The 26,968-nt window shown below is 57.5% G+C and carries 26 protein-coding genes; 14 read left to right on the plus strand and 12 right to left on the minus strand.

Translation table 11 applies throughout. The annotated features are described in order from the left end of the window. Positions 1 to 19 precede the first annotated feature (19 nt). The 3 genes from MCRY_RS00600 (at position 20) to MCRY_RS00610 (ending at position 2,589) form a co-directional block, all read left to right on the plus strand. Entirely contained in the window at positions 20 to 1,240 is a 1,221-nt protein-coding gene (locus MCRY_RS00600) for a class I SAM-dependent RNA methyltransferase (RefSeq protein ID WP_085627523.1), read from the plus strand. A 12-nt stretch (positions 1,241 to 1,252) separates the two neighbouring features. After that, positions 1,253 to 2,017, plus strand: coding sequence for an ion transporter (locus tag MCRY_RS00605; RefSeq protein WP_085627524.1), 765 nt, complete (start codon positions 1,253 to 1,255; stop codon positions 2,015 to 2,017). Positions 2,018 to 2,103: 86 nt separating this feature from the next. After that, positions 2,104 to 2,589, plus strand: coding sequence for a L,D-transpeptidase family protein (locus tag MCRY_RS00610; RefSeq protein WP_085627525.1), 486 nt, complete (start codon positions 2,104 to 2,106; stop codon positions 2,587 to 2,589). Between the two features lie 65 nt (positions 2,590 to 2,654). On the opposite strand, the gene dalA is transcribed toward MCRY_RS00610, so the two are convergent. Beyond that, positions 2,655 to 3,209: a divisome-associated lipoprotein DalA gene (dalA, locus tag MCRY_RS00615; protein WP_085627752.1), complete on the minus strand. Its 555-nt coding sequence runs from the start codon at positions 3,207 to 3,209 to the stop codon at positions 2,655 to 2,657. 172 nt (positions 3,210 to 3,381) lie between these two features. Between dalA and MCRY_RS00620 the strand changes: the two genes are divergently transcribed. Both MCRY_RS00620 and MCRY_RS00625 read left to right on the plus strand, forming a co-directional pair. Next, on the plus strand, positions 3,382 to 3,981 hold the full coding sequence (locus tag MCRY_RS00620) for a L,D-transpeptidase (protein WP_085627526.1): 600 nt from the start codon (positions 3,382 to 3,384) through the stop codon (positions 3,979 to 3,981). A gap of 147 nt (positions 3,982 to 4,128) precedes the next feature. Then, positions 4,129 to 4,320 (plus strand): ferrochelatase, encoded by a 192-nt coding sequence (locus tag MCRY_RS00625; RefSeq protein WP_085627527.1) that lies wholly within the window; start codon positions 4,129 to 4,131, stop codon positions 4,318 to 4,320. An 80-nt stretch (positions 4,321 to 4,400) separates the two neighbouring features. Here MCRY_RS00625 and hemH read toward each other — a convergent pair whose 3' ends face one another. Together hemH and MCRY_RS00635 are read right to left on the minus strand one after the other, a co-directional pair. Then, positions 4,401 to 5,465 (minus strand): ferrochelatase, encoded by a 1,065-nt coding sequence (gene hemH / locus MCRY_RS00630; protein ID WP_085627528.1) that lies wholly within the window; start codon positions 5,463 to 5,465, stop codon positions 4,401 to 4,403. A 56-nt stretch (positions 5,466 to 5,521) separates the two neighbouring features. Further along, a complete protein-coding gene (locus MCRY_RS00635) occupies positions 5,522 to 6,343 on the minus strand; it encodes a methyltransferase domain-containing protein (RefSeq protein WP_085627753.1) in 822 nt (273 codons plus the stop codon). Positions 6,344 to 6,357: 14 nt separating this feature from the next. On the opposite strand from MCRY_RS00635, the gene MCRY_RS00640 reads away from it, so the two are divergent. The 4 genes from MCRY_RS00640 to MCRY_RS00655 are packed head-to-tail and all read left to right on the plus strand — an operon-like array spanning position 6,358 to position 8,659. Further along, entirely contained in the window at positions 6,358 to 7,086 is a 729-nt protein-coding gene (locus MCRY_RS00640) for a ComF family protein (RefSeq protein WP_085627529.1), read from the plus strand. 30 nt (positions 7,087 to 7,116) lie between these two features. Next, positions 7,117 to 7,374 (plus strand): glutaredoxin 3, encoded by a 258-nt coding sequence (gene grxC / locus MCRY_RS00645; protein ID WP_085627530.1) that lies wholly within the window; start codon positions 7,117 to 7,119, stop codon positions 7,372 to 7,374. A 5-nt stretch (positions 7,375 to 7,379) separates the two neighbouring features. Further along, positions 7,380 to 8,210: a carbon-nitrogen hydrolase family protein gene (locus tag MCRY_RS00650; protein WP_085627754.1), complete on the plus strand. Its 831-nt coding sequence runs from the start codon at positions 7,380 to 7,382 to the stop codon at positions 8,208 to 8,210. Further along, entirely contained in the window at positions 8,210 to 8,659 is a 450-nt protein-coding gene (locus MCRY_RS00655; protein ID WP_085627531.1) for a MarR family winged helix-turn-helix transcriptional regulator, read from the plus strand. Before MCRY_RS00650 ends, MCRY_RS00655 begins: the two co-directional genes overlap by 1 nt. A 77-nt stretch (positions 8,660 to 8,736) precedes the next feature. On the opposite strand, the gene ubiG is transcribed toward MCRY_RS00655, so the two are convergent. Further along, positions 8,737 to 9,474 carry a bifunctional 2-polyprenyl-6-hydroxyphenol methylase/3-demethylubiquinol 3-O-methyltransferase UbiG gene (gene ubiG, locus MCRY_RS00660; RefSeq protein ID WP_085627755.1) on the minus strand — a complete coding sequence of 246 codons (738 nt, stop codon included), beginning with the start codon at positions 9,472 to 9,474 and terminating at the stop codon, positions 8,737 to 8,739. Between the two features lie 56 nt (positions 9,475 to 9,530). Between ubiG and pip the strand changes: the two genes are divergently transcribed. The 5 genes from pip (at position 9,531) to MCRY_RS00685 (ending at position 16,029) form a co-directional block, all read left to right on the plus strand. Then, on the plus strand, positions 9,531 to 10,502 hold the full coding sequence (gene pip, locus MCRY_RS00665) for a prolyl aminopeptidase (RefSeq protein WP_085627532.1): 972 nt from the start codon (positions 9,531 to 9,533) through the stop codon (positions 10,500 to 10,502). A gap of 82 nt (positions 10,503 to 10,584) precedes the next feature. Continuing rightward, complete coding sequence (locus MCRY_RS00670; protein WP_085627533.1) at positions 10,585 to 11,580, plus strand: ABC transporter permease; 996 nt, start codon at positions 10,585 to 10,587, stop codon at positions 11,578 to 11,580. Next, entirely contained in the window at positions 11,577 to 12,779 is a 1,203-nt protein-coding gene (locus MCRY_RS00675) for an ABC transporter permease (protein ID WP_085627534.1), read from the plus strand. The genes MCRY_RS00670 and MCRY_RS00675 overlap by 4 nt, the downstream gene beginning before the upstream one ends. Continuing rightward, positions 12,776 to 14,422: an ABC transporter ATP-binding protein gene (locus tag MCRY_RS00680; RefSeq protein WP_085627535.1), complete on the plus strand. Its 1,647-nt coding sequence runs from the start codon at positions 12,776 to 12,778 to the stop codon at positions 14,420 to 14,422. Before MCRY_RS00675 ends, MCRY_RS00680 begins: the two co-directional genes overlap by 4 nt. Positions 14,423 to 14,484: 62 nt before the next feature. Further along, positions 14,485 to 16,029: an ABC transporter substrate-binding protein gene (locus MCRY_RS00685; RefSeq protein WP_085627756.1), complete on the plus strand. Its 1,545-nt coding sequence runs from the start codon at positions 14,485 to 14,487 to the stop codon at positions 16,027 to 16,029. A 72-nt stretch (positions 16,030 to 16,101) separates the two neighbouring features. Here MCRY_RS00685 and hslU read toward each other — a convergent pair whose 3' ends face one another. The 8 genes from hslU to tsaE all read right to left on the minus strand — a co-directional run bounded on the left by hslU (position 16,102) and on the right by tsaE (position 26,934). Then, complete coding sequence (gene hslU / locus MCRY_RS00690) at positions 16,102 to 17,412, minus strand: ATP-dependent protease ATPase subunit HslU (RefSeq protein ID WP_085627536.1); 1,311 nt, start codon at positions 17,410 to 17,412, stop codon at positions 16,102 to 16,104. A gap of 38 nt (positions 17,413 to 17,450) precedes the next feature. Further along, entirely contained in the window at positions 17,451 to 18,008 is a 558-nt protein-coding gene (gene hslV, locus MCRY_RS00695; protein ID WP_085627537.1) for an ATP-dependent protease subunit HslV, read from the minus strand. 114 nt (positions 18,009 to 18,122) lie between these two features. Continuing rightward, positions 18,123 to 18,443 (minus strand): thioredoxin, encoded by a 321-nt coding sequence (gene trxA / locus MCRY_RS00700; RefSeq protein ID WP_085627538.1) that lies wholly within the window; start codon positions 18,441 to 18,443, stop codon positions 18,123 to 18,125. A 48-nt stretch (positions 18,444 to 18,491) separates the two neighbouring features. Next, positions 18,492 to 21,884 carry a double-strand break repair helicase AddA gene (gene addA / locus MCRY_RS00705; protein ID WP_085627539.1) on the minus strand — a complete coding sequence of 1,131 codons (3,393 nt, stop codon included), beginning with the start codon at positions 21,882 to 21,884 and terminating at the stop codon, positions 18,492 to 18,494. Beyond that, positions 21,881 to 24,826: a double-strand break repair protein AddB gene (gene addB, locus MCRY_RS00710; protein WP_085627540.1), complete on the minus strand. Its 2,946-nt coding sequence runs from the start codon at positions 24,824 to 24,826 to the stop codon at positions 21,881 to 21,883. The genes addA and addB overlap by 4 nt, the downstream gene beginning before the upstream one ends. After that, a complete protein-coding gene (locus MCRY_RS00715; RefSeq protein WP_085627541.1) occupies positions 24,819 to 25,499 on the minus strand; it encodes a nucleotidyltransferase family protein in 681 nt (226 codons plus the stop codon). Before MCRY_RS00715 ends, addB begins: the two co-directional genes overlap by 8 nt. Further along, positions 25,496 to 26,464 carry an aminoglycoside phosphotransferase family protein gene (locus MCRY_RS00720; RefSeq protein WP_171046061.1) on the minus strand — a complete coding sequence of 323 codons (969 nt, stop codon included), beginning with the start codon at positions 26,462 to 26,464 and terminating at the stop codon, positions 25,496 to 25,498. Before MCRY_RS00720 ends, MCRY_RS00715 begins: the two co-directional genes overlap by 4 nt. Continuing rightward, positions 26,461 to 26,934 carry a tRNA (adenosine(37)-N6)-threonylcarbamoyltransferase complex ATPase subunit type 1 TsaE gene (tsaE, locus tag MCRY_RS00725; protein WP_085627543.1) on the minus strand — a complete coding sequence of 158 codons (474 nt, stop codon included), beginning with the start codon at positions 26,932 to 26,934 and terminating at the stop codon, positions 26,461 to 26,463. The genes MCRY_RS00720 and tsaE overlap by 4 nt, the downstream gene beginning before the upstream one ends. Between the last annotated feature and the right edge of the window lie 34 nt (positions 26,935 to 26,968).

The raw sequence follows: 26,968 nt of genomic DNA on the forward strand, positions 1-26,968 counted from the left end.
CTGGGGCAAAAGCCGCAGCATGACAACGGTCAAGATAAAACGATTGGGGCATTTGGGCGACGGCATTGCCGACGGTCCCATTTACGTGGCTGGTGCACTGCCCGGCGAAGTGGTGAGCGGCACGCTGGACGGCGAGCATCTGCGTGATCCCAAAATCGACACTCCCTCGAACATGCGCGTGAAACCGCCCTGCAGCCACGCGAAATCCTGTGGCGGCTGTCAGTTGCAGCACGCATCCGATGCCTTTGTAGCAGACTGGAAACGTGACGTGGTGCGTCAGGCGTTGGCGGCTCACGGGATTGCCATTGATCTTGAGCTGCCAAACACCTCACCTCAGCAGTCGCGTCGCAGGGCGGCTTTTTCGGTTCGGCGGACCAAGAAAGGCGCGTTGGCCGGGTTTCATGTGAAAGGCTCGGATACGATCATTTCGGTTCCCAAGTGTCAGCTTGTGCACCCAGACCTGACTGCGGCTTTGCCAATGCTCGAGGCGCTGGGCATTCTGGGGGCCTCGCGCAAGGGTGAATTGTCTGTTCTGGTCACGCGCACGGATACCGGGCTGGATGTTGCCGTGACCGGCGGCAAAGAGATGGATCTGGACCTGCACCAAGCCTTGTCCGACTTGGCACGAGAGTACGATCTTGCCCGCATTACATGGGATGACGAGATCGCGCTGCAACGCCGCACACCTGTGCTTCGCCTTGGTCCCGCTGATATCACACCGCCACCCGGCGCATTTCTTCAGGCGACCAAAGACGGCGAAACGGCTCTGATTGATGCCGTTAAACAGGCTCTATTCGGCGCAAAGCGCGTGATTGATCTGTTTGCCGGATGCGGAACTTTCGCGCTTCCGCTTGCCAAGGACGCCATGGTGCATGCCGTTGAAGGCGAACGCGAGATGATCCGCGCTCTTGATCACGGTTGGCGGAATGCAGACGGTTTGAAGCGCATCACACATGAGGTGCGCGATCTGTTCCGAAATCCGTTGCAGCCCGAAGAGCTTGCCAAGTGCGATGCTGTGGTCATCGACCCGCCGCGCGCCGGGGCTGCTTCACAGGTGGCGGAGCTGGCACAGTCGAAGGTTCCCCGCATTGCCCATGTTTCGTGCAATCCCGCGACTTTTGCGCGGGACACCGCCACATTGATCCGGGCGGGCTATGACCTTGAATGGGTGAAGGTGGTTGATCAATTCCGCTGGTCCACCCATGTGGAACTGGTGGCGCTTCTGCGCCGAAATAGCTGACGAGGCAGGGTAATGCGGAACAAGGTGGCAGCGTTTCTTGAACAGGCTTGGGTGACGAATTTCATCATCGGGGTCATCCTGTTCAATGCTGTTTTGTTGGGTTTAGAGACGTCTGACGCGGTCATGGCAACCGCCGGTCCGCTGATTCTCGCGCTCGACAGCCTGTGCCTGGCCGTCTTTGTCCTTGAGATCGCGCTCAAGCTTTTTGCCCACGGTTGGCGCTTTTTCAAAAGTGGCTGGAACATCTTTGATTTTGTGATCGTCGGCATTGCACTTGTTCCGGCGACGCAAGGGTTCTCGGTATTGCGGGCGCTGCGGATCCTGCGGGTGCTGCGGGTGATTTCAGCAACACCGCGTCTGCGTCGGGTGGTCGAAGGGTTCATCACGGCATTGCCCGGCATGGGAAGCGTGTTTCTATTGATGGCGCTGATTTTCTACATCGGGGCTGTGATGGCCACCAAGCTGTTCAGCGATTCTTTCCCCGAATGGTTCGGTGATCTGGGTCGGTCCGCCTATTCGTTGTTCCAGATCATGACTCTCGAATCTTGGTCGATGGGTATTGTGCGTCCAGTGATGGAGGTGTTCCCCTGGGCTTGGGCGTTTTTCGTGCCCTTCATCATGGTCACGACATTTGCGGTGGTGAACCTGCTTGTCGGTTTGATCGTGAACTCCATGCAGGATGCGCATGCCGAGGAATCGAACGAAAAGACTGACGCATACCGTGATCAGGTTCTGGCGCGGTTGGAGGCCATCGAAAAGCGGCTGGATCAGCGCTGATCCGCCGATACAGACTCACGCTTTCGTTTTCCTGTCGATCTGATTGTCTGGTACACTGACAAAAAACAAATCGGGCAGTGTTTCCAATGTTTAGACTCTTGTGTCTACTGGCGCTTCTTCTGGGTGTGACAGCCTGTGGGAAGTTTCCCACTTATACCGGGCCCGAGGTGACTCGGATTGTTGTGCAGAAGGCGGATCGCAAGATGTACCTGCTGCACCATAACGCGGTGCTGAAATCCTATGATATTGGACTTGGATTCGCGCCCGAAGGGCACAAGCAGATCGAGGGTGACGGTCGGACGCCCGAAGGCGAGTATTTGATCGACCGCCGTAATCCCAACAGCAGCTTTTACCTGTCCATCGGTATTGATTATCCAAGACCGCATGACGTTGCTGCAGCGCGGGCTATGGGTAAGTCACCTGGTGGCGACATTTTTATCCACGGGCGTCCTTGGAAAAACCGGAAGGGTGGGCGCGACTGGACATGGGGTTGTATCGCGGTGACCAACAGGGAAATGCGCGAGATCTATTCGATGGTTAAGAACGGCACGCCGATTACTATTAATCCATGATATTGGGGCAGTGATGCTGACCCAATGTTTCGCACGCGAAACAATGGGTCCGACGCGGACCTATATCACGACGGGGCGTTCACTGGTGTGAAACCGATCTCGTCGGGCGCGCCCAAAACAAGGTTCCACCAGATTTTGCCGTTTGGTTCCTGAAACCACGAGAAGCCCATTTCGCGGGCGGACGCATCCAGAATGACGGTGCGCGTATTCGGCGCTTCCATCCATGCCCCCAGCGTTTCAAGCTCGGTTTCATAGGTTTCAGAGATCGCTTCGCCCACAAGGCGGCCGGAATATCCTGCGCGCTGAATGCGAGTGATCGGGGACGACCCATCGGAACCGAAATGCCACGGGCGGTTCTGGACGCTCATGTCTCGAGCATGCGTTGCCGCGGCGGCGTTCAGTCTGGCGTTCAGTTCGAGAGCAGGCGCACCGGAAGCCTGACGCAGAGCGTTGATGGCGTCGAGCATGCGAAACTGGATACGACCCGTATCGGTCGACCGGATTCGATAAACTTTTGGAAGCGGTTTTCCATCCGGGCCCAATGTCGGCGTGGGCGGTGCTCCTGCGCAGGCGGTCAGGGTCAGTGCAGCTGCACCCAAGAGAAATGTCGAACGCTTCATCATCAGCCACCCAAGTTTGGTCGCCTCCGGGCTTAGCCCTTGTGATGGGGAGGAGCAAACACACAAAGCCGAGATTTGCCGATATGACATTCCTTTGAATTGCGACTGAGGCATTCACGCCATATAGAATAGATAAGCTTCCATAACCTTTTGCTGACGAAGAGGCCATAAAATGGCAAATACTCCGCGTTTTTCCCTGAACCGCCGTCATTTTCTTGCCGGGACCGCTGCGCTTGTTGCGTCACCGGCTGTCGCGCAAGACGTCAATGACGGCTCTACGGTTGAGATCGAGCGTGATCTGTCTCAGGCCGTACGGCGCAATGTTTCGAGCTTTCGGACGCTCGATTGGCAGCCGTATTTTAGCAACCTGAACAATGGCGCGATCCTTGTAGATATCGATTCGCGCGCGCTGCATTACTGGGAAGAGAACGGGAATTACCGTCTTTACCCGTCATCGGTGCCGCTGACCGAGGACCTGACGCGTCGCGGTCGGACGCAGGTGACGTTCAAGGATCCCGAGCCCGACTGGCGCCCAACGCCGTCGATGAAGATCCGCAACCCTGAATGGCCGGATTACGTCGGGCCGGGCCCAGACAATCCCCTTGGTACACGCGCTTTGCACCTGAGCTGGACGTATTATCGCATTCACGGAACGCATGACACGCGCAAGATCGGGCGTCGTTCTTCGAACGGCTGCATCGGGCTTTACAACGAGCATATCGAAGAACTTTACGAATTGGCGAAAGTTGGCACGCAGGTGTTGCTAATTTGACGACATAGCGGTGAAGCCGGAAAGTTGTGCGATAAGATAGGTTTGCATTTGGCACGATATACTGGTTAGAGAGTCTTACGAGGTAAGTCTTGGGTGCCTGTCGTGTGATGCTATTGCGCGCCGACATGCAAATATCTGGAGGTTAATATGAAGAAACTCGTTCTCGCCGCTGCGTTCGCTGGTGCTGCTTCGACAGCAATGGCCGGTTCTTACGCAAAAGACGACGTGATGATGGAGCCGGTAGTTGTGGTTGAAGAAGCCGCAGCAAGCTCCTCGTCCGCAGGTCTCATCATCCCGCTGGTCGTTATCGCCCTGCTGGCTGCTGCAGCTGCTGACTAATCCACGTCGGATTGTCTAAACGAAAAAGGCGGTGCATGTGCACCGCCTTTTTTGTTGCCTGGCAGGTGGCAAGACGGTCATCAGTCAAGCCAACCATTCAGATTCTCTTCGATCACTGCAGACAGTGCCGCGATATGGGCATCGTCATCGTTGAGGCACGGGATATAGGTGAAATGCTCCCCACCAGCTTCTTCAAAGCTTTCCTTGATCTCTTCGTTGATTTCTTCCAGCGTTTCGATGCAGTCGGCTGAAAACGCAGGCGCACAGACAGCAATGTTCTTCTTGCCGTCTTCCTCGGCCAGACGCGCGACCTCTTCCACGGTGTAGGGCTTGAGCCATTCTTCTGGGCCGAATTTCGACTGGAAGGTCGTCTTGATCTCGGAATCTTCCCAGCCCAGGCGTTCCTTCAGGAGACGTGTCGTTTTCTGGCACTGGCAATGGTACGGATCACCTTCCATCAGGTAGCGCTTGGGCACCCCGTGATAGGAGCAAACAAGGATATCGGGGCGTTTCTCGAGCTTGTCGTAGGCGCGTTCGATGGATTGCGCCAAGGCTTCGATATACATCGGGTGCTGATAGTAGGGATCGACCGTGCGTGCGGTGGGTTGCCACTTTTCATCCATCAGGGCGCGGAAGAACTGGTCGTTCGCGGTCGCTGATGTGGCCCCCGCATAGTGCGGATAAAGCGGGAAAAACAGTATCTTGCGGCAGCCGGCCTCGACCATCGCGCGGACTTTGGATTTTGTGGACGGGTTGCCATAGCGCATGCAGAAATCAACCATGACCTGATCGCCGTACCGATCCTGCATCGACTTGGTGATTTTCGCGGTCTGATCTTTGGTGATCGTCATCAACGGGCTTTCGCCCTGATCTTCGTTCCAGATCGACTTATAGGCTTCGCCCGAGCTGAAGGGTCGCTTGGTCAGGATGATCAGCTGCAGCAACGGTTGCCACAGCCAAGGGCTATAGTCGATCACGCGGCGGTCCGACAGGAACTCGTTGAGATATCGGCGCATTGGCCAGTACGAGTAGTGATCCGGCGTGCCAAGATTGGCCAGAAGAATCCCGACACGTTCCGCAGACACCTTAGGGTGGTCTGTCGGGGCGTGGGTCGGGCGTTGAGCTGTTTTTGTCGCGTCCAACATCGGGCCTGCATCCTTAACTTCGTTTAGCGGGCTAACTAACCTCTATACCGGTCAGGTCAATCTTTGAGCGGTGTTTCCACCGTGTTCAATGCGTCGGCCAGCCGTTGCGCCGCAGATCCGGGTCGCAAAGGCTGCGGTTGAGAGGAATCGGGGGACCAACCGGTGAGGGTGATTAGTTCGAAAGTTGCTGCGATCCGGCCTGTGCCGTCTGAGTAGGCCTCTGCGTAAAGCTCCATTGCACGCAGGAATACGCTCTTGCGTGTCGCGCGTCTGAGTCGGGAAGTCATGGCATTGGTTTCGCCCATTGCGCGTAGATCGTGCATCAGGTGCAGAGGCGTTGCATAGCTGGTTCTGAGAACGGCACTGTCGGCGACGGGCAAGGCCAGACCCGCACGCTGCAACAGGGCACCCAGATCGCGAATCTCTCCCATTGGGGCAATGCGGGGGGACAACCCGCCGGTGATCTCAATTTCGGCCTGTCCAAGAGCGGCGCGCAATTCGTGAAGTGTCTGCCCCCCAAGTGCCACCACGAGCAGCAAGCCATCCGGTTTCAGGGCGCGACGACATTGGATGAGTTGTCCGACAGGATCATTCGCCCAATGCAAAGTCATCGCATGCACGATCAGGTCGTGTGCGGATTCTGTCAGGTCGAGAACGTCATCATCAGAGACGAGATGCGCATTAGGGAAGGCACTTTCCCAAAGGTCGGGGAAAGGTGTCACGATGGCTGGTGCCGTAAAGGATTTGTTAACCAATGCGAGCCGATCCTGCACATCGGCAAGCGCCTCCTGATGCAGAAAAAGTGCCGGGGATCTCCGTGCGCGGTCACGATGACGCGCCAAGGCAAGCCGGTCGGTTAGAGCGGGAATTTCAGACATGAACGGCAGATAGGATGCTGCGGACTGGATTGCAAACCGCACTGCGCATGATTTACCCGCCGCGCTGTCTTGGCTGCGGTGGGCTGGTCGATCAGGATCACGGCCTTTGTGCGACCTGTTTCGCCGAGACACCCTTTATCTCAGGTCTGGTCTGCGATTTGTGTGGCATCACGTTGCCCGGTAATTCCGACATCGCGGTGCATTGCGACGACTGCTTGTCTATTGGACGCCCTTGGTCTCAAGGCCGCGCACCGTTGCGATACGAAGGTGTGGCCCGCAAGCTGGTTCTTGGGCTCAAACATGGGGATCGGCACGAGATCGTGGGTATGGCTGCAGATTGGATGGTGGGCGCCTGCCCGCCTGATGTGCCCAACGATGCCATCGTGCTACCCGTGCCTTTGCATCTTTTTCGACTGGTTTCACGTCGGTACAACCAATCTGCACTTCTGGCTCAGGCGATGGCCAATCGGATGGGTCTTGAGTTTTGCCCGGACAGTCTTGTCCGGCAGCGGCGCACCGTATCACTTGACGGAAAGTCGCGAGATGCGCGCTTTGCAGAGTTGGCAGATGCCATCGCTGTTCGGTCCAGTAAGGTGGGGCAGCTTCGAAATCGCCCGATTTTGCTGGTGGATGACGTGATGACGTCTGGTGCCACCTTGGCTGCCTGTGCACAGGCCTGTCATGATGCACAGTCCCGAGAGATTTATGTCGTGGTTCTGGCACGCGTTGCAAAGGCTGCTTAAATCCCTGACAAACACTCAAGGGGACACACAATGCCACAGATTGAAATCTACACTTCACCTCTTTGCGGATTCTGCCACGCGGCCAAGAGGCTTTTGACTCAAAAGGGCGCGACCTTCACCGAGATCGACGTGCTTGCTAATCCGGATCGCAAGCCCGAGATGATCCAGCGCGCCAACGGAGGTCGAACCGTGCCGCAGATTTTCATAGGGGAAACCCATGTCGGCGGGTGCGATGATCTCTATGCACTGGACAGGACGGGCAAGCTCGATCCGCTGCTGGCGGCCTGATGCCCATGCGCGCCGCGCTGCTTCAACTGACATCCTCGGATGACCCAATTGCCAATCTACAGGTCACCACTGGACTGGTCCGCGCCGCGGCCAAGGATGGCGCAGACTTCATCCTCACGCCGGAAGTGACCAATTGTATCAGCAACAGCCGCAGTCATCAGCGCAGCGTTCTGATGCATCAAGAAGATGACCCGACGCTTGCTGGCTTGCGGAACGAGGCCGCGCGTTTGGGTGTTTGGATTCTGATCGGATCGCTTGCGCTCAAGGCCGAGCCGCCGGAGGAGAGATTTGCGAACCGGTCTTTTCTGATCGCGCCTGATGGTTCGATTGCTGCTCAATATGACAAGCTGCATATGTTCGACGTGCAGGTCACGGAAACCGAGACGTTTCGTGAATCGGCAGGATTTGCACCAGGCAATCGTGCGGTGTTGGCCAAGACGCCCTTTGGCACTGTTGGCCTGACGGTATGCTATGACGTGCGCTTTCCCAGCCTTCACCGTGCTTTGGCACAGGCAGGAGCAGATATCCTGACGGTACCTGCTGCATTTTCTCCCGCTACGGGGCCAATGCACTGGGAGCCGTTGTTGCGTGCTAGGGCGATCGAAACAGGGTGTTTCGTTCTTGCACCGGCGCAGGTTGGACAGCATTCGGTCAGCACGGGCAAACCCCGCACAACACATGGGCATTCCCTTGCGGTTTCGCCTTGGGGCGAGGTGCTTTTGGATGCCGGGCAGCAGCCAGGGGTGCATCTTGTTGACCTTGATATGACCCACGTGGCACAAGCACGACATAAAATTCCGTCTTTACAGCATGATAGAGAATTCTCTGGTCCTTGATGAATGACAGCAGCCCCCTTGCCATTTCGCTTTTCAGCGAATTGCTGACCGCAGACCAGTTGCTGCGGAACCGGCTGACGCGCGTTTTGCCAAACAAAATGGAAATTTCGCATTTCTCGGTGTTGAATCAATTGGCGCGGGGCGGGTCTGAGAAAACACCTGCGCAACTGGCCAAGACCTTTCACGTAACGCGAGGCGCAATGACCAACACCTTGGGCAAGCTTGAGGCTGCGGGATATGTACACATTCGTCCCGATTGGGATGATGCGCGCCGCAAGCAAGTGTCGATCAGCCCTGCCGGTCTGTCGGCGCGGGATGCTGCCATTGCGGCGATCACCCCCCTGATCAACGAGATGGTCAAGGAACTGGGCGAGACCAAGGTGCGCGCGGCAATCCCTGTGCTGCGGGAGTTGCGTGTGAAGCTCGAGGAGCCGGACAGTCGAAGCTAGGCGCTAAGGCCCTTCGAAGGGCCTTGGGCGCGTTGTTTCAAAACCATGTCGTAAGCGTGTTTGGACACGCTTGACCGTCACGCTGGGTTCAGCGCCGTGGTCACATAGTTCACGCTCAGGTCGCGGTCGGACAGGCGCCACTTCCATGACACCGGGTTGAATTGAAATCCCTTGCGGTCCACGGGGTCGAGTCCGGCTTGCCGCAGCATGCCGTACAATTCGTCGGGCGTGATGAACTTCGCCCAGTCATGTGTCCCTTTTGGAAGCCAGCGCATGATGAATTCGGCCCCGACGATGGCTGCACCAAAGCTCTTGGTGGTGCGATTGAGCGTCGAACACACGTGAAGCCCACCGGGTTTCAACAAGCGCTGGCACGCCGCAAGAAAGACAAGCGGATCAGCGACGTGTTCTACCACTTCCATTGTCAGAACCACGTCGAACTCTTCGTGTGATTCTGCGACAGCTTCGGCCGTGGTGTGGCGGTAGTCGATCGTCAGCCCGGATTGTTTTGCGTGAGCCTGCGCCACAGGGATATTACTGCCTCCTGCATCAATACCCACAACGGTCGCACCCAGCCGCGCCATGGGTTCGCACAACAGACCCCCACCACAGCCAATATCCAGTATGCGCAGCCCTGCAAATGGCTTGGCTTGTGCGAGGTCTCGGTCGAATTCAACGGCAATCTGTGCAGTGATATAATCTAGCCGAATAGGGTTCATCATGTGCAGGGGTTTGAACTTGCCGTTCGGATCCCACCATTCAGCAGCCATTGCTTCGAACTTGGCGATTTCAGACGGATCGACGGTTGTCGTCATGGTCACGAGACATTTCCCCATGGTCTTTTGGTAATTGCTGCCAATATAGAGTGGGTATGGACAAATTCCCGAGCCAAAAGCGCGCAGTGCAGTATCTTTACCCACCCATTGACCCCTTCGACCAGCGCATGTTGTCGGTGGGGGAGGGTCACAGCGTTTATATGGAACAATGCGGCGCTGAGGACGGCATTCCTGTGATTGTCCTTCACGGTGGGCCCGGTGGTGGCTGCAGCCCGTCGATGCGGCGTTATTTCGACCCCAAGGTGTACCGCGTCGTTCTGTTTGATCAGCGCGGCTGCGGGCGGTCGCGGCCACATGCCAGCGTCAGCAACAACACGACATGGGATCTTGTCGCCGATATTGAACTGATCCGCGAAACGCTGGGTATTGACCAGTTTATCGTCTTTGGCGGCAGTTGGGGGGCAACGCTTGCTCTTGTTTACGGGATCAGCCACCCGGACCGCGTGCGCCATCTGGTTCTGCGCGGTGTGTTCACGATGACCAAGGCCGAGTTGGACTGGTTCTATGGCGGGGGAGCTGGACAATTCTGGCCCGAAACCTGGGCGCGTTTTGTCGACATGATCCCCGAGGACGAACGAGATGATTTGATCGCGGCGTATCACCGAAGGCTCTTTTGTGGAGACCTGCGCACAGAAACACGGTTTGCACGGGCGTGGTCGGCTTGGGAGAACGCGCTCGCCTCGGTCTATTCCAGCGGATCGGGCAGCGAGTCTCCCGGTGATTACGCGCGGGCCTTTGCGCGATTGGAAAACCATTACTTCATCAACAATGGCTTTCTTCAAGAAGACGGTTGGATTCTGAACAACATGGACCGTCTATCGGGCATTCCCGGCGCGATTGTTCAAGGCCGGTACGACATGATCTGTCCCCCCGTTCGGGCATGGGAATTGGCGCGGGCTTGGCCCGAGTGTGACCTGCGCATGGTCCGCAATGCCGGTCATGCCTTGTCTGAACCGGGTATCAGTGCCGAATTGGTAAGAATTATGGACGGAATCTCAACATCTTAGCATTTGATCGCTATTAGATGTTTACACAAGGCCCGCTCTTGTTAACGTATGCAAACGACGGGAACCAAGGTTAAGCCACAAGTTGCAATCTGTCTTTCGCATCATTCTTCAGCGGCTTGCGCTCGGGTTGCTCACGCTTTTCGTCGTATCCATCGTCATATTCACAGCGGTCAACATGCTGCCGGGCGACTTTGCGCAGGCGATTCTGGGGCAGGGCGCAACGCCGGATGCGGTGGAAGCGATCCGCCGCGACCTTGGCCTCGATCAGCCGCCGATCACGCGCTATTTCCAATGGCTTGGCAGCGCTGTGCAGGGCGATTTGGGCAATTCCTTTGCGCAAGCGAATTTTGCCAGTTTTGTTGGCGCGGACAGCGGCGTGCGCACCACCGTCGCGCAGCAGATCGCGCCGCGTTTTGCCAACACCATGTTCCTTGCTGCGGTCACCGCCTGCATCGCTGTTCCGGTTTCGCTTGTGTTGGGCATTCTCGCCGCGCTGTTCCGCAATTCGGTCTTTGACCGCGCGACCAATGTCACCACACTGACCTCAATCTCGTCGCCCGAGTTCTTTCTGGCCTACGTGTTGATCCTTTTTCTTGCTGTGCTGAACCCGGTGCTGCCATCATTGTCCAATATCTTTGAGGGCATGTCGTTCGGAGAGCGGCTGGAAAAGACGCTGTTGCCCGCTTTGACGCTGACGCTTGTTGTGACTGCGCACATGATGCGGATGACGCGAGCTGCGATCATCAACCTTCTGGCCTCGCCTTATATCGAGATGGCGCGGCTCAAGGGGATGTCGCCGATGCGGGTGATCGTGAAGCACGCGTTGCCCAACGCCCTTGCACCAATCATCAATGTCGTGGCGCTCAATCTTGCTTACCTGATTACCGGAGTGGTCGTGGTCGAAGTGGTCTTCGTCTACCCCGGCATCGGTCAGCTGTTCGTGGACAGTGTGAAAATCCGTGACATTCCAGTGGTGCAGGCCTGCTGCCTGATCTTTGCCGCGGCCTACATCCTGCTGAATCTGACGGCGGACATCATGTCAATTCTGTCCAACCCACGTCTGAGGCATCCGAAATGAGCACGCTTCTGACATTGGTTCTGATCCTACTGGGTGTTGCGGCAGGTGGCTGGGTGTTACGGTTTGCCGGTCAAAAGGCCACTGGCAACGCGCCCATGTTCCGCGACATGCCATACGCTGTTGCTTTTGGATATGTGCTGGGCGCGTGTCTTTTGATGTTTTCCGTCTGGTACTTCTTTCAACCGACCGTCACAGAGGCAGGCGTTCCGAATGCCGGTGTCGTGTTCTTTAGATGGGCTGTTCAGTTTTTCATACTTTCTGCAATTGCCGCCTTCCTGTTTCGGGCACTGGGCCGAACTGTGGGCACGCGAGGAAGCAAAAAGCTGTTTCGCCAGATGCCGTTGACTGCCAGCTTTGGCGTGCTTGTGGTCATTCTATATGCCTTTACTGCAATCTTTGCCGCGTGGCTCGCGCCACATGGGCAAGAGGCGATCTTTGCCAAGGTCAACGTTCTGCCCGGCGGTAATGCGGCCACTGGTGGTGATCCACTGTTCCCATTGGGCACCGATCAGATCGGACGTGACCTGCTCAGCCGTCTGATCTATGGAGCGCAGAACACCGTCGGGATTGCCTTTGTCACGACCTGTCTTGCGTTTTTCCTGGGTGGAACCCTCGGGTTTCTTGCGGCCACCCTTCAAGGCTGGCTGGATCAGGTTCTCAGCCGTGCTGTTGACGTTCTGATGGCAATTCCGTCGCTGATCTTTGCTCTGCTACTGATGACCATCGCAAGCGCATGGGCCGGGTCAGAGCGGTGGCTGCTGACGGTCTATATGATCCTTATCATTGCTGTGATCGACAGCACGCGTGTGTTCCGATTGGCACGGGCGGTGGGCCTTAACATCGTAGTGATGGATTATATCGAAGCAGCCAAGCTGCGGGGCGAGGGACTTGGTTACCTGATCTTCAAGGAAATCCTGCCCAACGCGACCGCCCCGTTGCTCGCTGAGTTTGGTCTGCGGTTCTGCTTTGTCTTCCTGACGATCGCCTCGTTGTCCTTCCTTGGCGTCGGCATCCAGCCGCCCTTGGCCGACTGGGGCACGATGGTGCGCGACTCGGCTCAGTTCATCAACTTCGCGGCCTTCTCGCCGCTGACGGCTGCATTGCCGTTGCTGGCGGCCGGTGCGATTGCGTTGTTGACGGTCGGCGTCAACTTCGTGGTGGACTGGATGCTTCATAGAAGTTCGGGGCTCAAGGAATGAGCGCGCTTGTCGAAATCCGCGATCTCTGGATCGAAGGGCGCAGTGACGAAATTTGGTCGCCAATCATCAATGGTGCGAGCCTGTCTTTGAAAAAGGGCGAGGTTCTTGGCCTGATCGGCGAATCTGGTGCGGGTAAGTCGACACTTGGTCTTGCTGCGATGGGGTTTACCCGCGATGGCGTGCGTATTTCCAAAGGGTCGGTCATGTTCGACGGCATTGACCTGATCACAGCCTCTGCCGCCAAAAAGCGCGAGCTTTTGGGCAAGCGTATTGCCTATGTGGCGCAATCCGCCGCAGCCAGCTTTAATCCCGCGCACAAGCTGATTGAGCAGCACACCGAAGGTCCGGTGCAGCACGGGGTCATGTCGCGCTCTGACAGTGTGGAAGACGGAATCGAGTTGTACCGTCGATTGCGCCTACCCAACCCTGAGGAAATCGGTTTCCGCTATCCGCACCAAGTTTCTGGCGGTCAGCTTCAGCGGGCAATGACGGCGATGGCGATGTCCTGTCGGCCTGACTTGATCATCTTTGATGAACCGACCACCGCTTTGGATGTAACGACGCAGATCGAAGTCTTGGCGTCGATCCGCGACATCGTCGAGCAGTTCGACACAGCCGCGATTTACATCACGCATGACCTTGCCGTGGTGGCGCAAATGGCTGACCGCATCAAGGTGCTGCTCAAGGGTGACGAGGTCGAAGAGGCCGACACCCGCACGATGCTGTCCCATCCGAAAGAGGACTACACCAAAAGCCTTTGGGCCGTCCGCGCGTTCGAGCGCCCGCAAAAGCCCGCCGTTCATACCAACGCGACGCCCGTGGTGTCGGTGCAGAACGTGTCCGCCGCTTATGGCAAAATTCCTGTGTTGCATGATGTCAGTTTTGACATTCACGAAGGGCGCACTGTTGCTGTCGTTGGTGAGTCCGGTTCAGGCAAATCCACCACGGCGCGCTGTATCACCGGCTTGCTACCTCCGAGCGCCGGTGTGATCGAATTCGACGGAAAGGCGCTTCCGGCTAATTACAAGAGCCGCAACAAGGATCAACTGCGACAGGCGCAGATGATTTACCAGATGGCGGACACTGCCCTGAATCCGCGTACCACCATCGGCGATATCATAGGACGACCGGTGCAGTTTTACATGGGTCTGACCGGCAAGCAGAAGCGTCGTCGCGTGGAAGAGCTGCTGGAAGAAATCGAAATGCCTGCTGCGCAGTACATCGATCGTTTGCCGTCCGAGCTTTCCGGTGGTCAGAAACAGCGTATCGGCATTGCCCGCGCGCTTGCCGCCGAGCCAAAGTTCATCATCTGTGACGAGGTTACCAGCGCGTTGGATCAGCTTGTGGCCGAGGGTATTTTGAAACTGCTGGCGCGCCTGCAGGATGATCTTAAGCTCAGCTATATGTTCATCACCCATGACCTTGCGACGGTCAAAGCCATCGCGGACGAAGTGGTTGTGATGAAAGAAGGAAAAGTGGTGGAGCAGGGGCCGAAACAAGAGATGTTCGTGCCACCGCACCATCCTTATACGGACTTATTGCTCAGTTCGGTGCCCGAAATGGACCCGGATTGGCTTACGAATCTACTCAATGAACGTGGAGTTGATAACATCGGCGACGCAGCCGTTGATAAGATGTCATGAGAATCGGTCCATGAAGGACCATCAGGCGGCCAAAGACCGCTCATAATCACAGGGAGACGATGATGACTCGCATTTCAAGACGTGGACTACTCCGAACCGGTGCTGCTGCCGGTGTATTGGCAGCCAGCGGCCTGCCGTTGTTTGCTCAGGCAAAGCGTGGTGGTCGGCTTCGTGTTGGTCTGAACGGTGCCAACACCTCGGACAGCTGGGATGGTCGGACCCATTCCGACCTGTACATGATCGCCTCTGCGCAGGGCGCGGTGTTCGACAGTCTGACCGAAGTGGCGGCAGACGGTTCCTTGATCGGCGAACTTGCGACCGATTGGGAAGCGACGCCCGACGCAAAGACATGGACGTTCAACCTGCGGCAGGGTGTGACCTTCCACAACGGTAAGGCATTCGGCGCGGACGACGTGCTCGAGTCGCTGCAACTGCACGTGGCCGAAGGCGCGAAATCCGCGGCGCAGCCAATTGTTGCCGCGATCAGCGAGATGAAGAAAACCGGCGAGCATCAGGTTCAGTTCACGCTGGAAGCTGGTAACGCCGACTTCCCTTACCTGATGTCCGACTATCACCTGCTGATGTACCCGGCAGGCCAGATCGAAGAAGCGATTGCCAAGGGCATCGGTACGGGCCTTTACGCCGTGACCTCGTTTGAGCCAGGCGTGCGCATGACGGCCAAGCGGGTGGACAGCCACTACAAGGGCGACAGCGCCGGTTTCTTCGACGAGATCGAGTATATCGCGATCAACGATTCCACAGCGCGTATGAACGCCCTGATGACGGGTCAGGTGGATGCGATCAACCGGATCGACTTCAAGACCGAGGCGCTGCTTAAGGCGAATCCGATGATCCGCATTCAGGAAGTGACGGGCAACCAGCACTACACCTTCCCGATGCTGACCAAGGTTGACCCGTTCACCGACGTGAACGTCCGCCGCGCGCTCAAGTACGGTATCAACCGTCAGGAACTGGTGGACAAGATCCTGTTGGGTCACGGCATGGCTGCCAACGATACCCCGATCGGCCCGGCCAACCAGTATTTCCATTCTGAGATGGAACCGCTGACCTACGATCTCGACAAGGCCAAGTTCTACCTCAAGGAAGCGGGCCTGACCGAGCTCAACATTGACCTCAACGTGTCGGATGCGGCGTTCAACGGCGCTGTCGACTCTGCACAGCTCTATCAGGCATCGGCCAAAGGCGCGGGCATCAACATTAACGTGGTGCAGGAACCGGCCGATGGCTACTGGTCGAACGTCTGGCTGAAAAAGCCGTTCTGCGCGTCTTACTTTTCGGGCCGTGCGACCGAGGATTGGATGTTCGCGACCGCCTACGAAGCCGGTGTGCCGTGGAACGACAGCCAGTGGGATCAGCCACGCTTCCAGGAGCTGCTGCTGACGGCACGCGCTGAACTGGACAGCAACAAGCGTCGCGAGATGTATTTCGAGATGCAGCAGATCCTGCGTGACGATGGTGGTGTTATCATCCCGATGTTCGCCAACTATGTGCAGGCTGTGTCGACCAAGATCGCTACGTCCGAAACGGTGGGCAACCTCTGGCAGATGGACAATGGCCGTATGGCCGAGCGGTGGTGGATGGCGTAAGCGCCGCTACCCGGAAACAAGAAAGCCCCGCCGATTTGGCGGGGCTTTTTTGTCAAAGCATTATAGTGATCACTAAAGGACGTAGCGGCTCAGATCGGTGGATTTGGTCAACTCGCCCAGATGCTTTTCAACAAAGTCCGCGTTGACGACCACTTGGTCACCTGACCTGTCGGGCGCTTCAAAGCTTAGGTCTTCGAACACGCGCTCCATCACAGTGTAAAGCCGCCGCGCGCCGATGTTTTCGATGGATTGGTTCACATCTGCAGCGATCTTGGCCAGGGCTGCGATGCCATCTTCCGTGAAGCTGACAGCTACTTCCTCGGTCGCCATAAGCGCCGTGTATTGCAGCGTCAGAGCGTTGTCAGTCTCTGTCAGGATGCGTACGAAGTCTTCTTCGGTCAGTGCACGAAGGTTCACACGGATCGGCAACCGGCCCTGCAATTCAGGCAAAAGGTCCGATGGTTTGGCGATGTGAAAGGCGCCGGAGGCGATGAACAGGATGTGGTCTGTTTTGACAGGCCCGTGTTTGGTGCTGACAGTCGTGCCTTCGATCAACGGCAGCAGATCGCGCTGCACGCCTTCGCGGCTCACGTCACCGCCACGGGTTTCCTGCCGTGCCGCGACCTTGTCGATCTCGTCAAGGAACACGATCCCATTCTGTTCGACCGCTTCCAGCGCCAAAGTCTTGACCTGTTCGTCATCCAGCAACTTGTCCGCTTCTTCTGCGATCAGAATTTCGTAGCTCTCTGCGACAGTTAAGCGCTTGCGGGTGGTGCGCCCAGCGAAGGCTTTGCCGAACAGATCCCCGAGGTTCATCATGCCGCCGCCGCCCATGTTAGGCTGACCGGGGATGTCCATCGTGGGGAACGGACTGGAGGTGTCCTGAAGTTCAAGTTCGATCATCGTATCGTCGAGCAAGCCATCCTTGAGCTTCTTGCGGAACATCTCCCGCGTGCCTTCCCGCGCACCCTCGCCTGCGATGGCTTCGATGACACGCTCTTCGGCTGCCTCATGGGCTTTGGCTTTCACGTCCTCGCGCATGTGGTCGCGGGTCATCGCGATGGCCGCATCCACCAGATCGCGGATGATCTGTTCCACGTCGCGCCCAACGTAACCCACCTCGGTGAACTTGGTGGCTTCGACCTTGATGAACGGCGCCTTGGCCAGCTTGGCAAGACGGCGGCTGATCTCGGTTTTACCGACGCCGGTCGGTCCGATCATCAGGATGTTCTTGGGATACACCTCTTCGCGCAGATCATCGCTCAGTTGCTTGCGCCGCCAGCGGTTGCGCAAGGCCACGGCTACGGCACGCTTGGCATCGTTCTGGCCAATGATGAAACGGTCCAGTTCCGACACGATTTCGCGGGGGGTGAGGTCGGTCATTGCGATGTCCTATTCAGCTACGGGAGAGAAACAGCGGTTTACCCGCTGATCGTCTCGACCGTCAGGTTGCCGTTGGTGTAAACGCAGATGTCGGCTGCGATCGACATGGCTTCACGTGCGATCTGTTCTGCGTCCTTATCCGTGTTCATGAGCGCGCGGCCCGCGGCCAAGGCATAGTTCCCGCCCGAACCAATCGCGGTCACGTCATGTTCCGGTTCGAGCACATCGCCCGCGCCAGTGATGACATAAAGGTCCTTACCATCGGAGACGATCAGCATCGCCTCCAGCTTTTGCAAGTACTTGTCGGTGCGCCAATCCTTTGCCAATTCAACACTTGCGCGCTGCAATTGGCCGGGGGTTGCCTCTAGTTTGGTTTCGAGCCGTTCCAGCAAGGTAAAGGCGTCGGCAGTGGACCCCGCGAACCCGGCCACCACATCATAGCCTCCGGGAGAAATGCGGCGCACCTTGCGCGCGGTTCCCTTGATTACGGTCTGGCCTAGGCTGACCTGTCCGTCGCCCGCGATCACCACCTTGCCGCCCTTGCGAACGCCGATGATTGTGGTGCCGTGCCAGCCGGGAAAGTCGTTGTCAGCCATATCTCGTCCTTTTCGCTTTGTCCCGATATGGGCTGAACGGTCATTCCACACAAGCCCCGCAACGCAAAACGCCCGGCGCTAGAGGCCGGGCGTTTGCTGTAAAACCTTGAAAGATCAGATGCTTTCGTCGATCCAACCCTTCAGGGCCGCTTTGGGGGCGGCGCCGGTCTTGTTGGACACAACCTGACCATCCTTGAAGATGAACAGCGACGGAATGCCCCGAACACCCATCGCGGCGGCCGAGTTTGGATTGCTGTCGACATCGACCTTGGCGATCTTGACGGCATCGCCGTATTCAGCGGCCAGCTCTTCAAGCGCTGGGCCGATCTGCTTACACGGGCCACACCATTCGGCCCAGAAGTCCACGACTACGGGAACACTGGAGTTTTTGACTTCGGCATCGAAGGTTTCATCGGTCACGGCGACGGTGGGCATTAGGGCTCTCCTTGAGGCTCGGGCGCATGGGTCAATCGGAACGAGAGACTATGTAGCCTCAGATGGGCCGTCAAGGTGCCGCGCTCTCACGAGTGCTTGTGTCACACGGTTTTCCGACAACGGCATATAGGTGGCTGTCCGTGTCCATAGGATGCCTGTCTCGATCTGCTTGTGGGGATAAATTTTGGCCAACATGGCGTGATACGCGCCCATTTGGCGCAAAAGACCTTCTGGCGTTTGCTCTTCGCTGGCAGGAACGGTGCGGTTGGTTTTAAAATCCACGGCAATCACGGCGTCATCGGTCACCAACAGTCGGTCGATCACGCCGTGCAAGCGGGCACGTGGCAAGGCGTCGACCGTTGCGGTGATCGTGACTTCGGTCAACGCGGTTTCCCTAAAAAACACCTCTAGTTCGGGTGACCCGAGCACGGTAATGGCTTCGCTGATCATGTCCTCGGCCAACGGGTGGGCGCCGACAAGAGCACGTGCGGCAGCTTCGCGGTCATTTCTGGCAAGGGCAGGCAAGGTTTCTAAAAGAAGATGTATGAGCGTCCCGCGCTCCTTGGCGACCTCCGACAGGTCTCCATCCGCTCCGGGCAACGCTTTGGCTCCCCCAAGATCAGACGGGCTTAGAACGTCGGGCATATTTGGTGGTTCGGGCGCGCGCCTTTCGAAGAACGCAGGAAGCGAAGGCTCGGGCTCTGGCGTACTAACCGGGGCGTCGGCAATTGGGGTAGGCCAATCGGCGTGGTCAAGGCGCAAACCCTCATTCGGTCCGTCGTCATTGAAGCCAAAGTCACAGCCAACGCCGCCAACTGATTGCAGCGTTGCCTTGACACGGTCATGCCAACTTTCTTCTGCTTTGTCCGCCGCACCCGCCGCCGCTACGACAAGCCAGCGTTCTGCACGGGTCAGGGCAACATAAAGAAGCCGGTCCTGTTCCTGTTCTTCGGCCTGCCGAGCCAGTTCCAAGGCAGTACGCTGATACGCCGCACGCGTCTTGTCGGACCCTCGCCAATGCGCAGTGCCGTCGAACTTTACAAAGGTCTCCTTGCCGGAATGCGAAGCTTTTTTGTGGGTATCGGGCAGGATGACAATCGGCGCTTCCAGACCTTTTGCACCGTGAATCGTCATGATGCGAATTCGTGCGCCTGCGCTGTCGACCGTGCGCTTGATCTCGATGTCGTCGGTCTCCATCCAGTGGAGGAACCCGGTCAAGCTTGGGATATCCGTCTGTTCATAGGCCAAAGCCTGATTGAGCAAAGCATCTATCCCGTCTTCAGCCTCTTCTCCCAAACGTCCGATCAGTTTTTGCCGGCCCTTGTGGCGGATCAAAACACGTTCCAGTAGGTCATAAGGTCTGAGAAAATCCACCTGGTCCCGGAGATCATCCAGCACCTCCAAGACAGCTGGAAATTCGTCTTTGCGATGTCGCAGTTCCTCCCAAAGGTGGGGTGACTTACGCCGATGAGCGAGATCGAAAATTCCCTGTTCGTCGAGACCGAAAAGCGGGGATCGCAGCGCAGAAGCCAGCGACAGGCTGTCCTCGGGCGTGGCGAGGAACGACAAGAGCGCGCGCAGATCCTTGACTGCAATCTCTGCCATTACCTTGAGCTTGTCGGCTCCCGCAATCGGCAGGTCCAGCGCCTTGCACGCCTTGAGGATCTCATGAAAAAGACCGCCGCGGTTGCGGACGAGGATCAGGAAATCCCCGGCGTGCACGCGCCGTGCCGTCACAACACCGTTCTTTTCCCCGGTAGGAATCGCAGTCTTGTTCTCAAGCGTTTGGTGAATGAACCCTGCCACGCGCTTGGCCAAGATGACATGATGATGCGTTGGGCTGACCCGGTCGACAGGTGTGTCCCAAGGAAGGTCGTCTTTTTCTTCCTCGGCAGGTGTGATCAGTGGCCACAAATCTATGCGGCCCGGCATGTGGTCGTGAAAGGATATGTGGCTCTGATCAGGCAGAAAACCTGCATCGCCGCGCCCTTTGAACACCTCGTCCACCAAGCGGAGGATTGGAACGGAGGAACGGAACGAATAGCTGAGCTGCCCATCCTGCAAGGGGGCATCAGTCGCCTGCATCTGATCGCGGAATGCACTCCGCATCGTGTCAAATTCACGGGGATCGGCACCTTGGAACGAATAGATTGACTGCTTCTTGTCGCCGACAACAAAGATCGTACGGCGCACTTTGCTGCGTGCGCCTTCGCCAGAAGTGAATTCCTGAGCAAGTTTATTGATCACGTCCCATTGCGCTGGGCTGGTGTCTTGTGCCTCGTCCACCAGAATGTGGTCTATGCCGCCATCAAGTCGGTATAGCACCCATTGCGCCTGCTGCCGATCGGTCAAAAGCGTTCTTGTCCGGGTAATAAGATCGTCGAAATCAAGCCAGCCGCGCGCCTGTTTCGTCTTTTCGTACCGGTTGAGGAACGCCTCGGCAAAACGGTGGAGTGTAGTATCTCGATCCACCGCATCGAGCGCCAGCCGCGTGTCGCGTGCCGCTTCGATCCTTTTGTATAGAGCTTCAAGCCGGTTCACGCTGGTCGCCAGTGCGGCTTTGCGCAGTTTGCCGGTCGGAGGCACGCGTTGGCTGATCGTACCTTGCTGCGTCAGCACCACGCTCTCAAGCGCGAGCACTGCGTCTAGACCGCCGGTTTGCGCCTGAGCAATCGCATCTGCAAGCTTGTTGTCGGTTGCGCCACCAGACTGTAAATCAGAGACTAACCCTGCCAGAAATGATAATTCGTCACCGGGAAAGACCTCGGATGGCAGGGTATTGAGCGTCTGATGGGGCGCAAGTCCGTAACGGTTCATGAGATCGTTGCGGGTCAAAGCTGGCATGAACCCATCGCGTTGGCCGACAATCGATTCAGCCAGTGTCTGCAACGGTTCGTTCGATGCGATCCGCGCGATATCGCCGATCAGATCGGCCTCTGGGCCACTGGCCATATGATCGAGGATTTGTTCGCGAAGCAATTGTGCTGTCCGGTCGTCGATTTCCTGAAACTGTGGGCTGACTCCGGCTTCGAGTGGAAACCGCCGTAGGATTGAGGCGCAAAACGCGTGGATCGTCTGAATGCGCAGCCCGCCTGGTGTTTCGATGGCGCGGGCAAACAGGGTCCGGGCGCGGGACAGAAAATCTGTGGACAAGCTGTCTACGGGTTCGCCCAATTCCTCCAATTGTGCCGACAGGGCATTGTTTTCCAACATGGCCCATTCACCCAATCGTTTGAACAGGCGGTTTTGCATTTCGCTTGCAGCCGCGTTGGTGAAGGTCAGGCACAGGATATGCTCTGGCCGCGTTCCCCGCAGCAGCAGTCGGGCCACCCGGTCGGTCAGCACGCGGGTCTTGCCTGATCCGGCATTCGCGCCCAGCCATGTCGATGCAAAAGGATCGGCAGCCCGCACCTGTGCTTCGGTTGCATCGTTACGGATCACGACAGAAAGACCTTTTTGGCGGGGTCCGCGGCTGTCCATTCGCCGTACCGGGACAACTGGTCATAGTCTGAACTGAAGGAGTCTTTGTGTGCCCTGTTTCGGGCCGTATAGCCGGTATCAGGGTCTCGGTAGGCTTGGATCAGAGACTTTAGCATGCCGAGTGTGCGATCCGGTGGGCATTCATCCAAAGGTGCTGGCACTTCGCTACCATTGCCAGACAGAGAGATGTAACGCGCTTCGCTTACAAAACGGGGGCTAAACCCGTCGAACCCGCCTTCAAGGATCAGGGCCGCTGTCACAAGCAGCTGCACGTCGAATTGAAGCTGTTGGTTCTTGGTGGGCGCTGTCCCGGTCTTGTAATCGTAGACAAATGCCTCTGAGCGGTCGTTGAGGTCGATCCGGTCGGCTTTGGCGGTGATGCGGAACGGCGGGTCCGCGATATCCATCGCGCCTTGGGATTCGAACAAAACAGGGGCCGCAGCCGATTGCCGGGCCCATTCGTTTTCGATGAACCAATGCGCAATCTTTTCGATCCTGACACGCCACTGAATACGATCCGTCGGCCACGGCACCTCGGAATCAAGGATACGACGCGCTGTGGAAAGCAGCGTCTGTTCCGAGATTGGAACACGGTTTTTGGCCGTGTCAGAGACGAATTCTTCAAACACCCTGTGAATCACCGTGCCGCGATGCATCGGGTTTGGCGCGTGTTGGATGGGGTGCAATGGCCGGAGGCGCAGTATCTTGGACGCATAGATCGCGTAGGGGTCGCGGATCAGCTTTTCGATGTTCGTGACTGACAATTCGACGGGACGTACTCTGACCGGTGGCACGGGCGACGGTCGGGGTGCTGCCGGGGTTGGAATTGGCTTTTCCAAAACCCTTCCCAACGTCAACCAGACGTGACCGCGGGCTTGCATTTCGTTCAGCGCATGAGGGCCGCCGGTGTCTGGCAAACCTCGAAGCAGGTTGGTCAGACGGTTCAGCCAACGGGAGGGTACGGTTTCGGCATCTTCGGATCGCACTGCCCGGCTCAGCCAGACTTCCTTTGCGCCGACAGCCTGCTGAAAGTCATGTGCGGACAGGCCAATGCGCCGTTCGGGCAGTAACAGACCCGCGTTTTGGCGCATACGACGGTTCAACCATGGATCGGCAGGAGGAGACCCCGGCCACGACTGTTCGTTCAGCCCACCAAGGATCACAAGGTCCGCGCCCATCACGCGCGCCTCGATGGTGCCCCAGATCAGGATATGGGGGTGCGGTGCATCGCGGTCGCGCACCTCGTGGCTGCGCAAAAGGTTGTCTACGAGATCGGCATAATCGCGCGCCGAGATTGTTCCGCCGAAACCTGCGTTTTCGATAAGTGTGTCGAAAGCGCCCTTACATGTTTCACCCGCCTTCTTGTTCCAGAGTTCCGACGCATCGTCACTTTTGGACCCCGCGCATATGGATTGGGCCTGTGATATGTGCTGCGTGACATGCTCACCAAGCGGTTGTTGTGTCATCAAGGCAGGCTGAAGAAAGCAGCGATCGATCCAGTCAAGCCATTCCTGAGCGTCGTCAGCCCCCTTCCACGCCATCAACTGTGGTAAATCGGGGTAAGGAATACCTTTTCCTCGGATGAAAAGCTCCAACTCCGATGTCCAAAGACGGTGTTGGCCACGGTCCGCGCCACTGTGGCAGAGCGGGTGCTTCAGGAGAGTGAGCAATTGATCGGCAGTTGGGCCGTTGACCCGCAATTGTGCGATGTGCCGAAGCAACCGGCCCGGCGCGGTGAGCTGTGCAGGCGTGCCGGCGCTGTCGTCTGGCAAAATGCCCCACCGATCCAGCAGGGCGCTGACCCGGCGCGTCAACATGCGGTCCGGACTGATCAGGGCGGCGGTGGTCTGATCTTCTGCAGCCTGACGCAACCGCATTGCAATGGCGCGGGCTTCATCGCGTGGAGATGCTGCTTCAAGCAGGGTGAGTGACTGAGTCGCCTCGGCCAAAGGTGGCAGATTTGGACCGTCGCTCAGCCATTGGTCAGTGACCGGCGCGGGGCGCAGGGCAAGCGAGACAAGCGCATTGCGGGCAGCGCTGGGTGGCGGTGTGGGTGCCCAACGCGCAACATCGCTGTGGCGCATGTGCAACCTGTCCAGCAAGCGCGCAAACCTGAATTGGGGATGGTCTTCGCCCTGCATCGCGTCAGTGTTGCGGACATCGTTGCGCAAAACATCCCAGGTCGAATCCGGCATGTCAGAGTCGAATCCCGGGAGGATCACTGCGCCTTGGGGCAATTTTGCTGCGGCCGTCATCAACTGAAACGCGGAACCGCGTGATCCGGTCGACCCGGCGATGATAATCGGATTTTGGGGCGGGACATCTTCCCAACGGGAAAGCTTCATGCGGAGTGCCAAGCGGTTCACCGCCGCGGCATCTGGCGTGTCTCTGTCTGGGTCGAAATAATGCGTGACGATCTGCAGGAAGCGCTGGGCGCGCTCCCAGTGCCCCGATTGATCCGTCACATCCAGCGCAGCTATATCGTCCGGGGTGACGCCTTCGGCCTGCATTTCGTCCAACAGCGCTCCAAGGCTTTCTGCAAGATCGTAGACGGCAGATCGAGGCGCCAGACCGGGATCTGCCTCGATCAATTTCCTGACCAGCTCTGCAAGCTCAAGCTGCCGCTTCAGGGCCGGCACGGGCTTTGGCAGGTGTATGCGATCCAATGGGTCGGCAAGATCCGTGATCAGCCTAATCCGAGGCAGGAAGCCTGCGCCAAGACTGGCAAACACTGTTTCAATGCGACGTTGCATACGCCGAGTGTTCACGTACAGGTCGACACGGGCCATTGCTTCGGGTGACTGGCCGGCCATGCGTAATGTCAGGCCTAACACCAAATCCTGTGCGAAATCTGCGCCGGGCGGCAAACCAAAGACCCGTGGCTTGTCGGTCACATCAAACATCTGCAGACCCAAGCATCGCTTCGGCAAGCGATATGCCGTCTGGATGTCCGACGTCGCACCACCGACCTGGATACGCAACGGCGTGCAGCGCGCCTTTGGCTTCCAACGCCTCCCAAACGGTTTTCAAGGAAAACACGTTTTGCGGTGTGTCAGAGACGATTTCTGTGCGTATCATTTGCACTCCGGAAAACACGGTTTGGGTGCCCCATTGCGCGTGTCCGTCGGCAAGAATGTCGATGTCGCCACGGCCCGTGTGACCGATTGTTTGGTTCTTGGGCACACACAACAAAAGCGCGTGCATGCCCTCGGACCAAGCAGACTTCAACACCTGAAGCGGGTTGGGGCCATCCCATACTGCGTCTGTGTTCATCGTAAAAGTCACATCGCTCTTTAGCAGGGGAAGTGCTGCCTTCAGCCCGCCTCCGGTGTCCAAGATGTTTGGTGCTTCAACCGACACCTGAACATCGCTTCCGGCAAAATGATCGACGATCTGTTCTGACAAGTAATGGGCGTTGGCCGCCACCCGTGGGGATGGAAGGTCGCGCACGAATGTCATGGCGTGCTCGATCAAAGGTGTTCCGTTAACTGCGATCAAGGGTTTGGGCCTGTCCTTGGTCAAGGCGCCCATGCGCGTCCCGAAACCGGCGGCGAAAAGCATCACGGCATCGGTCATGACAAAGCTCGCGGTGTCAGACGTTCTGGCGTTGGCTCTGGGAACAGGTCGGTGATCAAGGGTTCGACCTCACGTGCAATTGGCGCAGCAAGACTGGTTTTTATGTACCGCCAGACCCTTGGGATCAGGGAAAGGTATGATGGTTTTCCTTGTTCCATCGCCAGTCGCGCGAAGATTCCCAAAATGCGAAGGTTTCGCTGCAAACCAAGAAGGTGAAACGCGGGTAGAACGTTGGATTCACTACGACCGGATTGGTCGATGTACCGTGCTAGGGTATCAGCGTAACAGTTATCGCTCACGTCTCTGCGCGCATCTTGCAGCAGGGAAACGAGGTCGTAGATTGGCGGTCCTTCAAGCGCGTCCTGAAAATCGAGCAATCCGACGCGGCGGACGTCGTCTCGATCAGGTAGCCATATCAGGTTCTCGGCATGATAATCGCGAAGCACAAGTACCCTATCCGCTGGCAGGTGACGTGACAGCAGATCCGTCAGCCTCAATTGAATTTCCGATGCGCTTGCGCCTGCGTTTTGGCCTAGGAGCGGCAGATAGTGGGTGAACGCAGGCTCGATCATGCGCCCTAAATGTTCGGGTGTCGCGGACGTCAGGTCACTTGGGGCGAGGCGAGTTTCCAGATGGCACAGTACATCGGTCGCGGCTGCGTATAGCGTGCATTCCATGTCTGGCTGATCCTTGGCGACCCGCGCAAATTGCGCATCACCGAGATCCTCCAGCAACATCAGGTTGGACGTATGGTCATAGATTTCAGGCGCCGACAAATTGACTTCGCGCAGATGTGTCGCGAGGTGTGCAAAGCAGGCGGTGTCGCCTTGTGGGTCAATCATCAAAATAGCACGTTTTTCGCCTGAATAGAGCCTTATATAACGGCGAGACGATGCGTCACCGGCCAGCGGTTCCTGACGTGCATCCCCCCAGCCGTTGGCATCCAAAAACGAGTCGAAGATCATTCCAGTATCCTCGCGATGCGGTCCGCCCAAGCACGATCCGACCATGTGATACTGATCTGTCGCGTATCGGTCTTTTCGGGGTCGTCGAGGCGGATGGTCAGCGCCTGTGCGGGCCGCAAATCATCCAGCCTATCCGGCCATTCGACGATGCATATCGCGGTTTCAAACGCATCATGAAGCCCAAGTTCGACGATTTGATCGGGACCGCCAAGACGATAGAGGTCAGCGTGCCAGAGCTCGCAATCTGGCAGATCGTAGACCTGAACGATGGTAAAGGTCGGAGACGGCACATCTTCGGGCACTGACAGACGTGATAGGATCAACGCGCGTGCGAAATGGCTTTTTCCGGCACCAATCTCACCTTCAAGCAAAAGCGTGTCGCCAGCACGCAGGGCAGCCCCCAACCTTGTGGCAAGTCGCGCGGTTTCATCAGGCGATGTTGAAATGAATTCCGCGCAGTTTTGGGTCATGCCAGCATGTTTACCTGCCCTGTCGGGGGCTGCA

The sequence above is a fragment of the Marivita cryptomonadis genome, from assembly GCF_002115725.1.
In the GTDB taxonomy this organism is placed as follows: domain Bacteria; phylum Pseudomonadota; class Alphaproteobacteria; order Rhodobacterales; family Rhodobacteraceae; genus Marivita; species Marivita cryptomonadis.

Excerpts from the sequence above, each read along its gene's own strand:
- MCRY_RS00600 (WP_085627523.1), top strand. The coding sequence starts at position 20 with ATGACAACGGTCAAGATAAAACGATTGGGGCATTTGGGCGACGGCATT.
- MCRY_RS00605 (WP_085627524.1), top strand. The coding sequence starts at position 1,253 with ATGCGGAACAAGGTGGCAGCGTTTCTTGAACAGGCTTGGGTGACGAAT.
- MCRY_RS00610 (WP_085627525.1), top strand. The coding sequence starts at position 2,104 with ATGTTTAGACTCTTGTGTCTACTGGCGCTTCTTCTGGGTGTGACAGCC.
- dalA (WP_085627752.1), bottom strand. The coding sequence starts at position 3,209 with ATGAAGCGTTCGACATTTCTCTTGGGTGCAGCTGCACTGACCCTGACC.
- MCRY_RS00620 (WP_085627526.1), top strand. The coding sequence starts at position 3,382 with ATGGCAAATACTCCGCGTTTTTCCCTGAACCGCCGTCATTTTCTTGCC.
- MCRY_RS00625 (WP_085627527.1), top strand. The coding sequence starts at position 4,129 with ATGAAGAAACTCGTTCTCGCCGCTGCGTTCGCTGGTGCTGCTTCGACA.
- hemH (WP_085627528.1), bottom strand. The coding sequence starts at position 5,465 with ATGTTGGACGCGACAAAAACAGCTCAACGCCCGACCCACGCCCCGACA.
- MCRY_RS00635 (WP_085627753.1), bottom strand. The coding sequence starts at position 6,343 with ATGTCTGAAATTCCCGCTCTAACCGACCGGCTTGCCTTGGCGCGTCAT.
- MCRY_RS00640 (WP_085627529.1), top strand. The coding sequence starts at position 6,358 with ATGCTGCGGACTGGATTGCAAACCGCACTGCGCATGATTTACCCGCCG.
- grxC (WP_085627530.1), top strand. The coding sequence starts at position 7,117 with ATGCCACAGATTGAAATCTACACTTCACCTCTTTGCGGATTCTGCCAC.
- MCRY_RS00650 (WP_085627754.1), top strand. The coding sequence starts at position 7,380 with ATGCGCGCCGCGCTGCTTCAACTGACATCCTCGGATGACCCAATTGCC.
- MCRY_RS00655 (WP_085627531.1), top strand. The coding sequence starts at position 8,210 with ATGAATGACAGCAGCCCCCTTGCCATTTCGCTTTTCAGCGAATTGCTG.
- ubiG (WP_085627755.1), bottom strand. The coding sequence starts at position 9,474 with ATGACGACAACCGTCGATCCGTCTGAAATCGCCAAGTTCGAAGCAATG.
- pip (WP_085627532.1), top strand. The coding sequence starts at position 9,531 with ATGGACAAATTCCCGAGCCAAAAGCGCGCAGTGCAGTATCTTTACCCA.
- MCRY_RS00675 (WP_085627534.1), top strand. The coding sequence starts at position 11,577 with ATGAGCACGCTTCTGACATTGGTTCTGATCCTACTGGGTGTTGCGGCA.
- MCRY_RS00680 (WP_085627535.1), top strand. The coding sequence starts at position 12,776 with ATGAGCGCGCTTGTCGAAATCCGCGATCTCTGGATCGAAGGGCGCAGT.
- MCRY_RS00685 (WP_085627756.1), top strand. The coding sequence starts at position 14,485 with ATGACTCGCATTTCAAGACGTGGACTACTCCGAACCGGTGCTGCTGCC.
- hslU (WP_085627536.1), bottom strand. The coding sequence starts at position 17,412 with ATGACCGACCTCACCCCCCGCGAAATCGTGTCGGAACTGGACCGTTTC.
- hslV (WP_085627537.1), bottom strand. The coding sequence starts at position 18,008 with ATGGCTGACAACGACTTTCCCGGCTGGCACGGCACCACAATCATCGGC.
- trxA (WP_085627538.1), bottom strand. The coding sequence starts at position 18,443 with ATGCCCACCGTCGCCGTGACCGATGAAACCTTCGATGCCGAAGTCAAA.
- addB (WP_085627540.1), bottom strand. The coding sequence starts at position 24,826 with ATGTTTGATGTGACCGACAAGCCACGGGTCTTTGGTTTGCCGCCCGGC.
- MCRY_RS00715 (WP_085627541.1), bottom strand. The coding sequence starts at position 25,499 with ATGACCGATGCCGTGATGCTTTTCGCCGCCGGTTTCGGGACGCGCATG.
- MCRY_RS00720 (WP_171046061.1), bottom strand. The coding sequence starts at position 26,464 with ATGATCTTCGACTCGTTTTTGGATGCCAACGGCTGGGGGGATGCACGT.
- tsaE (WP_085627543.1), bottom strand. The coding sequence starts at position 26,934 with ATGACCCAAAACTGCGCGGAATTCATTTCAACATCGCCTGATGAAACC.